The sequence below is a fragment of the Variovorax sp. Soil_C_12 genome (assembly GCF_057657375.1).
In genome coordinates, this window is sequence record NZ_JBDGIO010000001.1 from 275,552 (window position 1) to 287,283 (window position 11,732).

General features: G+C 67.8%; 11 protein-coding genes. All 11 read left to right on the forward strand.

Features of this window, described 5'->3' with window-relative positions; translation table 11 throughout:
• Positions 1 to 9: 9 nt before the first annotated feature.
• Entirely contained in the window at positions 10 to 1,062 is a 1,053-nt protein-coding gene (locus AC3A6X_RS01375; protein WP_487840480.1) for a TrbL/VirB6 family protein, read from the forward strand.
• A gap of 145 nt (positions 1,063 to 1,207) precedes the next feature.
• Positions 1,208 to 1,939, forward strand: coding sequence for a VirB8 family type IV secretion system protein (locus AC3A6X_RS01380; RefSeq protein WP_487840481.1), 732 nt, complete (start codon positions 1,208 to 1,210; stop codon positions 1,937 to 1,939).
• Positions 1,936 to 2,775 (forward strand): P-type conjugative transfer protein VirB9, encoded by an 840-nt coding sequence (virB9, locus tag AC3A6X_RS01385; RefSeq protein ID WP_487840482.1) that lies wholly within the window; start codon positions 1,936 to 1,938, stop codon positions 2,773 to 2,775. The genes AC3A6X_RS01380 and virB9 overlap by 4 nt, the downstream gene beginning before the upstream one ends.
• A 101-nt stretch (positions 2,776 to 2,876) precedes the next feature.
• Entirely contained in the window at positions 2,877 to 4,178 is a 1,302-nt protein-coding gene (gene virB10, locus AC3A6X_RS01390; RefSeq protein WP_487840483.1) for a type IV secretion system protein VirB10, read from the forward strand.
• Positions 4,147 to 5,289, forward strand: a complete 1,143-nt coding sequence (gene virB11, locus AC3A6X_RS01395; protein ID WP_487840484.1) for a P-type DNA transfer ATPase VirB11 — start codon at positions 4,147 to 4,149, stop codon at positions 5,287 to 5,289. Before virB10 ends, virB11 begins: the two co-directional genes overlap by 32 nt.
• Positions 5,282 to 7,207, forward strand: a complete 1,926-nt coding sequence (locus tag AC3A6X_RS01400) for a type IV secretory system conjugative DNA transfer family protein (protein ID WP_487840485.1) — start codon at positions 5,282 to 5,284, stop codon at positions 7,205 to 7,207. The genes virB11 and AC3A6X_RS01400 overlap by 8 nt, the downstream gene beginning before the upstream one ends.
• Positions 7,208 to 7,254: 47 nt before the next feature.
• Positions 7,255 to 8,346 (forward strand): LPD7 domain-containing protein, encoded by a 1,092-nt coding sequence (locus AC3A6X_RS01405; protein WP_487840486.1) that lies wholly within the window; start codon positions 7,255 to 7,257, stop codon positions 8,344 to 8,346.
• The gene (locus AC3A6X_RS01410; protein ID WP_487840487.1) at positions 8,333 to 9,013 is read left to right on the forward strand and encodes a phospholipase D family nuclease; all 681 of its coding nucleotides are present in this window, start codon (positions 8,333 to 8,335) and stop codon (positions 9,011 to 9,013) included. The genes AC3A6X_RS01405 and AC3A6X_RS01410 overlap by 14 nt, the downstream gene beginning before the upstream one ends.
• Positions 9,014 to 9,056: 43 nt before the next feature.
• Positions 9,057 to 9,764: a TraX family protein gene (locus AC3A6X_RS01415; RefSeq protein ID WP_487840488.1), complete on the forward strand. Its 708-nt coding sequence runs from the start codon at positions 9,057 to 9,059 to the stop codon at positions 9,762 to 9,764.
• Positions 9,765 to 9,888: 124 nt separating this feature from the next.
• A complete protein-coding gene (locus tag AC3A6X_RS01420) occupies positions 9,889 to 10,383 on the forward strand; it encodes a hypothetical protein (RefSeq protein WP_487840489.1) in 495 nt (164 codons plus the stop codon).
• Positions 10,380 to 11,615 carry a zeta toxin family protein gene (locus tag AC3A6X_RS01425; RefSeq protein ID WP_487840490.1) on the forward strand — a complete coding sequence of 412 codons (1,236 nt, stop codon included), beginning with the start codon at positions 10,380 to 10,382 and terminating at the stop codon, positions 11,613 to 11,615. The genes AC3A6X_RS01420 and AC3A6X_RS01425 overlap by 4 nt, the downstream gene beginning before the upstream one ends.
• Positions 11,616 to 11,732: the final 117 nt, after the last annotated feature.

An 11,732-nucleotide genomic window follows, 5' to 3' on the forward strand; every position in this document is an offset into this window, starting at 1 on the left:
GGAGGCGCGATGTTCTTCCAACAGTTCTGGACGTGGTTGACTTCACAGTTGACCGACTACATCGCCAACAAATCGGCTGCCGTGGCGGGCGCGATAGAGCCTGCGGTCGTCACGCTCGCCACGATCTACGTCATGATCTGGGGCTTCCTGAGCCTGACCGGACGAATTCAGGAGCCGATCTGGGAAGGCGTCAAGCGCATCTTCTTCATTGCCATTGTGTTGGGCCTCGGCCTACGCCTCTGGCTATTCAACTCCCTGTTCGTCGACACCTTCTTCAGCGCACCCGGACAACTCGCCGCCGTCATCACAGGAGCGAGTGATCCAGTCACCGTGATCGACACCATCTGGGACAAGGGTGGAACGGTTGCGTCCAATCTTTGGAACAAGGGCGGTGTGCTCAACGGGGACTTCGGCTTCTATCTGGCCGGGGCCATCGTCTATCTCATCATGGGCGGGGTCGCGGTCTACGCGCTCTTTCTTTTGGCACTCTCGAAGCTTGCCCTCGCCCTGATTCTCGCCGTAGGGCCGGTCTTCCTCTGCCTTCTCTTCTTCGAGACTACTCGCCGATTCTTCGAAGCCTGGGTCGCCCAACTCGCGAACTACGCGTTGGTGGCCGTGCTCAGTACGTTGGTCGCCACGTTGATGCTGAAGGTGGTCTCGTCGTATGCGACCCAGACCGCCGCACGCGGCGCCGCCATCGTCACGGTGGATGCGCTGAATATGGTCCTGTGCGCGGCGCTGGTCCTGCTCATCATGCGCCAAGTGATGCCGATTGCGTCCGGACTTGCGAGTGGCATCGCGCTCAGCTCATTCGGACTTGTCAGCGGATTGGCTCAGTGGGCGCTTGGCGGCGCCAAGCGCTCCAGTTATGAATTCGGCCGTGGCGTCATCGACGGCATGCGCCGCGAGCCGGGCAGCCGCTGGGACTCCTTCCGCCGTCTGACTGGCAACCGTGTCGGCGCAGGGGTGGCCTCAATCGCCGGCATCGGAGCTTCGCGGCGTCGCGGTGGCACCGTGATCCCCAGGGAGCAGGTCATGCCGAACCTCGTGCATCGCCGATAAGCCAGGAGTCCTTTCGTGAAGTCTTGCCTGTCTCTCGCACTGGCCCTGCTTCTGGCGGCATGCGGCACCCGCCCGCCACTGCCGCCGGAGTGCCAGGGTCCGCTCACACCGATCAACCCGTCCTCGGCGACATCTGGAGCGCCTCATGAACCGGGACCCCGCGCTTGAGAAGTACCTCCAGGAGGCCCGGAGCTGGGAGCTCGACCGCGCTCGCCACGCAGAGCGCTCGGCCAGGATCGCCTGGACAGTCGCGGGCATCGCAGGCGCAACCGCGCTCCTGGCTGTTGCCGCCGTCACGGGGCTCACGCCCCTGAAGCAGCCCGTTCCCGTGGTCATCCGCGTGGACAGCAGCAGCGGCGTCGTGGACGTCGTCCCGACCTATCAGGGCACTGCCGACATCGAGCAGGTGGTCACCCGCAACCTGCTGCAGAATTACGTCATCGCCAGGGAGCGCTACTTCTACGGCACCGCGGAGGCCGACTACGAACTGGTCGCCTCCCAGAACTCCCCACACCTGAACCAGGAGTGGGCAACCCTCTGGGCCATCAACAATCCGCTGTCGCCCCTGAACGTCTACAAGGACGGCACCGCCATCCGAACGCAGGTGCGCTCCGTCACCTTCCTCAAGCTAGACAGCGGCAAGGACAAGCTGGCCCAGGTGCGCTTCACCCGCTACACCCGCGCGAGCGGCACCGGCGACGAGCAGACGAGCCACTGGGTCTCGACCATCGAGTTCGCCTACGTCCAGCCCTCCAAGGACGACAAGTGGCGCTCGCTCAACCCGCTGGGCTTTCGTGTCGTCGAGTACCGACGTGAACCCGAGGTGGCGGCCGCAGGCGTAGCGGCGACGCCCCCCATCAAGCCGGAGCCGCGATGAGGACATGTGCCACGCTTTCCCGATGGATGCACGCTGCGGTGCTGGCGTGCAGCGTCGGCCTGAGCGCCCCGTCCGGTGTCGCCGCCACGCTCCCTCCGGCCGGCAAGGTGGATGCCCGCGTGCGCACGGTCGCCTACAACCCCGACGATGTCGTCACGCTGCACGGCTACGTGGGCTACCAGATCCACCTGCAGTTCGCCGAGGGCGAGGAATTCGTCAACCTGGGCTCCGGCGACAACGCCGCCTTCGACGTGGGCGCCGAGCGCAACCACTTCTTCATCAAGCCCAAGGAAGCCCGTGCGTCGACCAACCTCACGGTGCTGACCAACCGCCGGGCCTACCACTTCGACTACGTGGTGTCGGCCAGCGCACCTGTCGGCGCCGCCGCGCGGCGCATGGTCTATTCGATCCGCTTCACCTATCCCGAGGACGAAGCCCGCGCCCTGGCGGCCGAGGCCGAGCGCCGCCGGACAGAGGCACGCATGAGCCAGACCTCCGACAGGCCGCGCAACATGGACTACTGGTTCTGCGGCAGTGAGGCGCTCAAGCCCATGAGCGCCTACGACGACGGCGTGCAGACGCGCCTGCGCTTCCAGGCCCGCTCCGAGTTCCCGGCGATGTTCGTGCAGAACGACGACGGATCGGAGTCGCTGCTGAACTTCAATGTCGAGAACGACGAAGTCGTGATCCATCGGGTTGCACACCGCTTCGTGCTGCGCCGCGGCCAGTTGGTCGGCTGCGTCGTCAATCGCTCCTTCGCCGGCGGCGGTGCGCGCACGGCCACGAACACCAGTGTGCCTGGCGTGCAACGATCCACTATGGGGGGCGAACCATGAGCTGGCTGGGTCGTGTACATGGGCCACGCGGTGCGTATGACACCGCCGAGCAGGGGCCGCGCGGTGAAAACGAAGCGATCAGCGGCACTCCCGATCGCCGTGTGGACGCCGACACCGGGGAAATCCTTCCGGTGCACGGCACCACGCGGCCGGATCCGGGCGGCCTTGGCAGGAGCAGCGAGCACGGCGATGCCGGCGCCGCCACGGTCCAGGGTGAGCGGACCATTCCCTCGGTCAACCGCGAGCGCTCCATCCAGTCGCGTATCAGCGGCGGCCTGGCGCTGGCCACCATCATCCTGCTCGGCGGGGGGTTTCTTTTCTGGTACTACAACACCCAGTACAGCAAGACGCGCGATGCCGAGGAGTCGGCGCGCAGGGCCGCCGCAGCACGCGCCGGCGGCGAGATGAAGGTCCCGCCCCTGGGCCGCATCGAACCGCCCAGGACGCCCATCGACGCGGCGCCCGTCTCCACCGGCAGTCCCGTCCCTGCCCCACCGCTGCCCTCGGCCAATCCCGGCGGCCCACCCCAGAAGACGCCCGAGCAACTGGCACTGGAACGACAGCTCGGCGCCCCGGTGCTTCGCAAGGCCCAGCCACTCACCGGCGGCGGCCCGTATGCAGCCGCCGGCGCAGTGGCCGGACCATCCGGCCCCGTAGGCCTGCCCGTCATGCCCAACGTCGCCCAACTGGTCAGTGCCATGCAGAGTCCCAACGCCGCCGCAGGTCCTACCGCGGGTCCGATCGGCAGCAGCCTGGCCGCGAACCTCCGGCCCACCCCGACACCCGCCGTGATGGCCCAGACGCTCCCCACCCGGCGCCTCCTGTTGCCCAAGGGGGCCTTCATCGACTGCACGCTGGAGACGGCCATCGACTCGACCTACGAGGGCATGACCACCTGCATCGGCGCGAGCGACATTTACGGCGCCGACGGCAAGGTGGTCCTCCTGGAGCGCGGCACCAAGTACGTGGGTGAACAGCGCGGATCGCCTCGGCAGGGTCAGGGCCGCGTTTTCGTGGTCTGGAACGAGGCGCGCACGCCCACCGGCGTGGTGGTGCAACTCGCCTCGCCCGGCACCGACGAGCTCGGCCGCAACGGCCTGCCTGGTTTCGTCGACACCCACTTCTGGGAGCGCTTCGGCGCCGCGATCCTGATCTCCGTCATTGACGGCACGATGGCGGCCCTCGCCGCCCACCAGCAAAGCGGCACCCAGATCGGCAGCGGCGGCGGCGCCGTGATCGCTCCGCAGGGCAGCCGGGATGTCATCGCGGAAGTGCTGCGCAGCACGGTTGCCATTCCGCCCACCGTCATCAAGAACCAGGGCGAACGCATCCAGATCCTGGTCGCCCGCGACGTGGACTTCAGGAGCGTCTATGCGCTTCGAACCGAACCGGCAACCCCTTGACCGCGAAGACGGCGCGACGGGTGCTGCGGGACCGGCGCCCGCGCCAGCGTCTCGGCCCGCGGATGAGGCCCCGTCCTCCCTCGCGCTCTTCCTCGGGCCACTCGCCCGGCTGCTGCAGGATCCCGAGGTCACCGAGATCTGCATCAACGAGCCCGGCGCGGCCTTCGTCGAGCGCCAGTCGGGCTGGACGCGCGAGGAACTGCCCTTCGCGTCGTACGACTGGTGCATCTCCATTGCCAAGCTGGTGGCCAACTTCACCCGCCAGCGCATCTCGGCCAGCGAGCCCCTCTTGTCGGCCACGCTGCCCGGCGGCGAGCGCATCCAGATCGTCCTCCCCCCGGCCACGCTCGATCACACCGTCTCGATCACGATCCGGCGGCCGTCCAATGCCCTGTGGACCCTGGAAGAACTGGACGACATGGGCATCTTCGGACCCACGCGCAACATTCCCGATATCGCTTCGCGACAAGCGCAGATGGAGCAGCTCTCGCCCGAGGGCCGGGAGCTGACGACCCTGCTGGCACGACGGCAATTCGTCCAGTTCCTGCGCCGGGCCGTGCACCTGCGCAAGAACATCCTCCTCTCCGGAGCTACGGGCTCGGGCAAGACCACGGTCAGCAAGGCGCTGATCCTGGAGGTGCCGCCGGAAGACCGCCTCATCACCATCGAAGACGTCAAGGAGCTGTCGCTGCGCAACCAGCCGAACCACGTGCGTCTCTTCTACTCGCAGGGCGCGCAGGGCCAGGCCGAGGTTACGCCCGGACAGTTGCTCGCGAGCGCCAAGCGGCAGCGCCCGGATCGCGTCTTCGTCTCCGAATTGCGCACCGGAGAGGAGGTCTACGACTACCTGGTGTCCATCAACACCGGCCACCCCGGCTCCATCACCAGCGTGCATGCCGACAGCGCCGAGATGGCCTTCGTGGCGCTGGCCCAGCTGATGAAACGCAGCCAAGCCGGCCAGGGCATGACGACGCGCGAGGGGGTGGAACTGGCCCAGATGAGCGTGGACATCGTCGTTCAATGCGCGCGCGACCGCAGCACCACCGGCAGCCCGCGCATCGTGCGGGAGATCTGGTATGACCCTGGCACCAAGCTCAGAGGGCTTGCCTAGCCCCTTCAAGATCGTGGTCGCGCTGCTGGTGGCAGCGCTGGTCGGTCTGTACCTGGCCGGCTATGCCTTCCTGATCGTGATGAAGCTGCCGGCGCAGAACGCGTCGCTGCTGACCATCCACCAGTATTGGGCAGCCTACGGCGAGCGCCCGGACGTGCGCCGCACCCTGCTCACGACCCTCGTCGGCGCACAGGGCCTGTGCATGGGTCTGGTCGGCTTCGCGATGCTGCCGCGCCGGCGCCCGCTGCACGGCCAAGCGCGTTTCGCCAGCCGCCGTGAGATCAAGCAGGCCGGCCTGCTCGAGGAACACGGGATCATCCTGGGGCGGCTGGGCGGCCGGTATCTGGTTCTGCCCGGCCAGCAGGGCGTCGAACTCGAAGCGCCACCGCGCAGCGGCAAGGGCGTCGGGGTCGTCGTGCCGAACCTCCTGAACTGGCCCGGCTCCACGATCGTGAGCGACATCAAGGGCGAGAACTTCATCCGCACCGCCGGGTACCGGGCGGTGCACGGCCAGGAGGTGCACCTCTTCGATCCACTGTCGGAGAAGGAATGCTCGGCCCGCTGGAACCCGCTTGGCTACGTGGCGGAAGAACCCTACCGCTGCATCGACGACTTGCAGCGCATCGCCACGATGCTGTTTCCCGACCCACTGGCGGGCGATCCTTTCTGGACGTCGTCGGCGCGGTCCTTGTTCCTGGGCATCGCTCTTTACCTCTTCGAAGCGCCAGGTGCCACGCGCACGCTGGGAGAAGTACTGCGCCAGGGAATGGCCAGCGATGCCGAGGGCTTCCAGAAGCACTGGAAGCGCGTGATCGATGCTTGCGAACGCGCGGGCTACCCGCTGTCGCAGGAGGCGGTGCAAAGCCTCTACGACATCATCGACCTGGCACCCACCACGGCCTCGAGCATCCGCAAGACCTTCACCAGCCGGCTGGACCTGTGGCTCAACCCGATGATCGACGCGGCCACCTCGGCCAACGATTTCGACCTGCGCGACCTGCGAAAGCGCCCGATCTCCATCTACGTGCAGATCAACCCGGACAACATCGCCCGACTGCAGCCGCTGCTGAACCTGTTCTTCCAGCAGGCGATCGGCCTGCAGACGCGCGAGCTGCCGGAGAACAACCCGCAGCTTCGCCATCAGCTGCTCCTGATGCTGGACGAGTTTCCGGCGCTCGGCCGCATCCCCGTCATTGCCGAATCCACCGCCTTCCTGCCGGGCTACAACGTGCGCACGGTCATCATCGTCCAGTCCAATTCGCAGTTGATTGAGAAGTACGGCGTCGAGGGGGCGAAGTCCATCCGCAAGATGCTCGCAGCGCGCATCGTTTTTCCGCCCAAGGAGTACGAGGACGCCGAGGCCATCTCGCGCGAGCTGGGCACCTACACGGTGCGCCAGAAGAACATCAGCCGGCCCCTGTGGGGCGGCACCGGAAAGACCGCAACCGTGAGCATCAGCGAGCAGCCCCGCCGCCTGCTGTTGCCGCAGGAGGTCAAGGAGCTGGGCCCCGAGCGAATGATCCTCTTCTGCGAAGGTCTGCGCCCCGTGCTCGCGCACCGCATCCGCTACTTCAAGGACAAGTCCTTCGTGCGGCGCGAGATGGCGCCGCCGGCCGTGCCGAGGCTGGATGTACAGGGTGCCCGCCAAGCCGCTGCCACGGCGCCGGCCATAGGCGCGGACGACGCGGACAACGCGCCCACCGATGCATCGAGTGCCCTCACCCACCTCACCCCGGCGGGCGGGGGACAGGTGCTGTCGAAGGAGGATGCACCCGTGGCCAACGACGTGTTGAGCGACACGCTGAAGCTGGACGACTTCTCGTTCGACTTCGACGACGTGGAGATTCCCACCGAGCAACTGAGCGACGAGGACATCAAGCGCCACGCCGACGAGTTCGTATCGCGGCTGCTCGACTGACCCCCCGTTTCGAAACCGAGAAAGGAACCGACATGGCGAATCCATCCATGCACGAGCAGGCGGGCAGCGGCAGTCCTGACGCAGGGCCGGACGAGTTCGCCGGTTCGGTCCAGGGCGACGCGCAGCAAACCGGCCGCGCGCATCCCCGTGTCCCGGAGGCCATCGAACGCCGCTACCTCAAGGTCGATGACCGCTACCTCTTCCCGGATCGCACGCTCGCCTTCATCGACGACGGCAGCCGCATCCGCGTGCGCACGGAAAACCGCGAGGTCATGCACAGTGTCATCGCCATCGCCGAGGCCAGGGGCTGGCGGGTGATCGAGCTGCGTGGCACCGAAGCCTTCCGCCAAGGCATGTGGCGGGAGGCGGCGCTGCGGGGGATCGAGGCGCGGGGCTATCGGCCGACCGAAGCCGAGGTCCGCCAGGCCGAGCGCACGCGGACCCGGAATCAGCCCGTTGAAGCTTCGGTGGACCGCGGCGGCGCCTCGGAACCGCGCTCTCTGCGCGACGGTCCACGCCCACCGATCCACGGCGTGCTGGTCGCCGCCGCCGCGGCGCCGTACCAGTTCCACCCCGAGCAGCGCATGTCCTTCTACGTGAAGGTGCGCACCGAGGTCGGCGAGCGCACGATCTGGGGCGCCGACCTTGAACGGGCGCTGGCCGAGTCGGCGTCGCAGCCACGCATCGGGGACCCGATCGTCCTCACGCAGCACGGCACCCGCCCTGTCAATCTGCGCGTGCCGGCACGCGACGACGCAGGCGGGTTGATCGGCGAGCGCAAGATCGTCGCCCAGCGCGCCCGCTGGCGCATCGAGACGCCCGAGCACATGCGCGACCTGCGGCGCCAGGCGCGCTTGCTGCGCACCGGCCAAGTCCTGCCCGACGCTTCCCTCGACACCTCTGCAACCCTGGCCACCGCGGCCGCAGGCCTGAAGCTGGCCAAGCAGTACGCCCAGCGTGTGACGTTGGACGGGCCTTCGCAGGAACGACTGGTGGAGGCCATCCGCGACCGCATGGCCGCTGCCGTCGAACAGGGCCAGACCCTCCACCTTCCCGAGCGCAAGATGCGGCCGAGCCAACGACGGGTCCGCCAGCGCGCAGGCCGTAGCCGCGAGGAGCCGATCCATGAACGCACCTAGACCACAGGAGCGCTGGGTGCTTCGTTTCCACCGCGCGGCCCGGCCCCATGGCCTTGCCTTCTTCGCGTGCATCCTGCTGGCCGGGCTGTCATTGCGCGGCCGCGCGGCCCCTGCCGAGATGGCAGGCGTCACCACGCAGCCGTTGCGCGCGGTGGCGCAGGGGCCCATCGCACCCGTCGGCGCGACGGATGCCGCCGCGCCGGCGCCCTCCGCTCCCGTTTACTCGGCAGCCTTCACGCCCGGCCACGACCTGCGCCTCGTGCTGGACACGATCCGGGGTGCGAAGGCCACGTTGCTGGTGGCCGCCTACTCCTTCACGAGCAAGCCGGTGGCCACAGCGCTGCGCGATGCCCAGCGCCGCGGCGTGCAGGTATTCGTGGTGGTGGATGCCGGCGAGGCGGCCAAGGGCTATTCGGCCGCGCGATTTCTCGCCAACGAACGGGTGCCAGTCAGAGTCAACGCCCGCTACGCACTGCAGCACAACAAGTTCATCGTCGTGGATGGCGCCGTGGTGCAGACCGGCAGTTTCAACTACACCGCCTCGGCCGCCGGGCACAACGCCGAGAACGTGCTCGTGGTGGGCAACGCGCCGGACCTGGCCGCCCGGTACGGCCGCGAGTGGCGGCGGCTCTGGGACGAGGGCACGGAATTGCCTGCCGCCTATTGAAGCCACGGCCCGGGTACACCCGCGCGCAAGCACCCTTCATCCCATGCCGCAAACTTCATCGACGAGGGCGCTTCCCAGCACGCCCGGTCGCCTCGCATGGGCCGTTTCGGACGGCTCGCTGGAGGCGCTCAAGTGGGTGGCCCTGGTTCTGATGGCCGGCGACCACGTCAACAAGTACCTGTTGCACGAATCCAGCACGACGCTCTATGCCCTCGGGCGCATGGTGATGCCGGTCTTCGGCTTCGTGCTGATGTTCAACCTGGCCCGCCCCGGCGCCCTGGCCGTCGGTCTGCATCGGCGGATCATGAAACGGCTGGCAATCTTCGGCGCCCTGGCGACGCCCGCCTTTGCCTGGCTGGTGGGATGGTGGCCGCTGAACATCCTCTGCACGCTCTTCGTCGCCACCCTGGTTGTCTACCTGCTCGAGCGCGGCGGCAAGGGAAATCGGCTCCTGGCTGTCGTGGCGTTCGTCATCGGCGGGGCGCTGGTGGAGTTCTGGTGGCCGGCGCTGCTGTGCTGCCTGGGCACATGGGCCTTCCTGCGCCAGCCCACGGTAGGCCGCTTCACGCTGTGGGCGTTCGGCACGGCCTCCCTGGCCATCATCAATGGCAACTTCGCTGCGCTGGTCGCCATGGCGCTGATCTGGGGCGCTACGCAGGTGGACATCCCGCTGCGCCGCAGCCGCTGGGTCTTCTACGTCTTCTACCCGGCCCACCTCACAGGTTTGGCTCTCTTCCTGGCGACGCGCTAGCCTGCGCCTGCCGGGGCGCCGCACGCAGGCCGGCCTTGCAGGTCGACTCCAGGCGGCCTCGCTGTGTCAAACCTCTCCCCATGCCGGCCGCCCAACATGACGCCCTGCTATAACTCACGCTCACATGGACAGCACCCAACTGCGCATCCGCATCGACCGCGCCATTGCCGACAAGGCGCACAAGATGGCCAGGTCGCTCGGCATGGAGTTGCCCGACGTGGTCCGCATGATGCTCACCGAGGCGGTGCGCATTGGCGACTTCTCGATCGAGCGCGGCGAGCAGCGGCCCACGGGCCAGACCGCCCGGCCCTTCTACGAATACGACGAGCGGCAGTGGAACTCGATGAAGACCGTGCTCGACGCCGAATTGGCGCTCGCACTGGTCAACCAGTACATCGCCTCCCACACGCTCCAGATCGAGGCGGCGGCTGAACGGGTCGAGCCTGATGCACGTCGGATCCAGCAGCTGACCCAGGAGCGCGACGAAGCCCGCAAGGTCCTCGCCACTCTGGATCCGGCCGATGCCGGCGCCATCCAAGCGATCCTGCAGCGGTTCGGACCCCCGCCGAATCGGGAGGGACAGAACACTGTGAATCACGAGGAAGGGGACCCACCGTGACGCGGCCCCCGGAAGCCGGGCCTGCCCCCGCCCCTGACTTGCCCACGCCCTCCGAGCGCGAGCTGCGGCGCCTGTACGAGCGATGCGTCGCACCGGACCTCCTGGTCGGTGCGCAGACTGCTGAGCACCCTGTGGCCATGGTCATCGCCGGACAACCCGGCGCGGGCCTCACTTACACGTCGGTCATGCTGCGCCAGCAACTGATGCAGACCGTGGTCACCGCCGCCCACGTGTCCATGAACCGCATGCGTGCGTACCACCCGCTGTGGGCGGCCGGCGGCGACGTGGCCCCGGCGGCCGCCGCGCAGGTAACCGCGCATTGCCAAGCCTGGTTCGACCGCTTCGTCTCGGACGTCCAGACAAGGCGCCTCAACCTGGTCGTTGAGGTCGAGACCACGGACATCGAGGCCGTGCCCAGGCTCGCGGCGGACCTGCGACGCGGCGGCTACATCGTCCAGGCGGTGTTCGTGGGCACCGCCCGCGAAGAAAGCCGGCTGGCCATGCTGGCACGCTACGAGATGCGCCGCCGCGCGGGGCTCGCCGCCGAAGCGCCTTCGATCCAGGCCCATGAGCTGGCCTTCAGCAACGTGGGCAGCCTCCTGGGCCGCCTGGAGCACGAGCGCATGGTCGATGGCCTGCGGGTGATCACACCCAGCGGCACCCAACTGTATGAGAGCCGGGTGATCGACGGCGTGCTCAACCGTGTCCCCCGTGCCGCCGAGACATTGCGGATCCATCTAGACCGCGCACCCGATGCCAGGGAACTGGTCCAGTACGCGATGCGCTGGGAAACGCTGGTGCAGCGCCTGAACAGCGACCCGACCGTTCCGCGCGACATCGCCGGGCGCACGGTCATCTGGCGCAATGAAGCCGCCGCTCGCTGCGAGCAGGATCCCGACGCGAGACAGATGCTGCAGTGGGCGCGCGAGGCTGGGGCCTTCCGGGTGATGAACCGCTTCGAGTTCGAGAAGGAGTTCCCGCACTTGGCGCGCGCCGTCGCCGCGCTGGGCGAGGCGGTTCTCGAATCCGAACGCTTCCCGCCCAGGGAGGCTGCCCGGCTGCTGGCCCACGCGCGCGAGAACATCGCGCAGCGCATCGAGCGCGGGGACATGGCGCGCATCATCGCGCGCCAGAAGGCGATGGAAATGAAGGCGCAGGGAAAGGCAAAAACCCAACCGGACAGAGAGCGAACGGCGAAGGAACCGCCGTCCGAGGAGCCTCCTACTCGGTAGTCCGCCCAGAGGGCTCCGGCCACAGTGTGGCGTGGCCGCAGAGCTTCCGGCCATCCAGGGCAACAGCGCCCACTTCATGGTGTACAACGAATTCCGGCTTGCAGCGGTTGCAGTCGG

Excerpts from the sequence above, each read along its gene's own strand:
- virB9 (WP_487840482.1), top strand. The coding sequence starts at position 1,936 with ATGAGGACATGTGCCACGCTTTCCCGATGGATGCACGCTGCGGTGCTG.
- AC3A6X_RS01405 (WP_487840486.1), top strand. The coding sequence starts at position 7,255 with ATGCACGAGCAGGCGGGCAGCGGCAGTCCTGACGCAGGGCCGGACGAG.
- virB11 (WP_487840484.1), top strand. The coding sequence starts at position 4,147 with ATGCGCTTCGAACCGAACCGGCAACCCCTTGACCGCGAAGACGGCGCG.
- AC3A6X_RS01380 (WP_487840481.1), top strand. The coding sequence starts at position 1,208 with ATGAACCGGGACCCCGCGCTTGAGAAGTACCTCCAGGAGGCCCGGAGC.
- AC3A6X_RS01410 (WP_487840487.1), top strand. The coding sequence starts at position 8,333 with ATGAACGCACCTAGACCACAGGAGCGCTGGGTGCTTCGTTTCCACCGC.
- AC3A6X_RS01375 (WP_487840480.1), top strand. The coding sequence starts at position 10 with ATGTTCTTCCAACAGTTCTGGACGTGGTTGACTTCACAGTTGACCGAC.
- AC3A6X_RS01420 (WP_487840489.1), top strand. The coding sequence starts at position 9,889 with ATGGACAGCACCCAACTGCGCATCCGCATCGACCGCGCCATTGCCGAC.
- AC3A6X_RS01415 (WP_487840488.1), top strand. The coding sequence starts at position 9,057 with ATGCCGCAAACTTCATCGACGAGGGCGCTTCCCAGCACGCCCGGTCGC.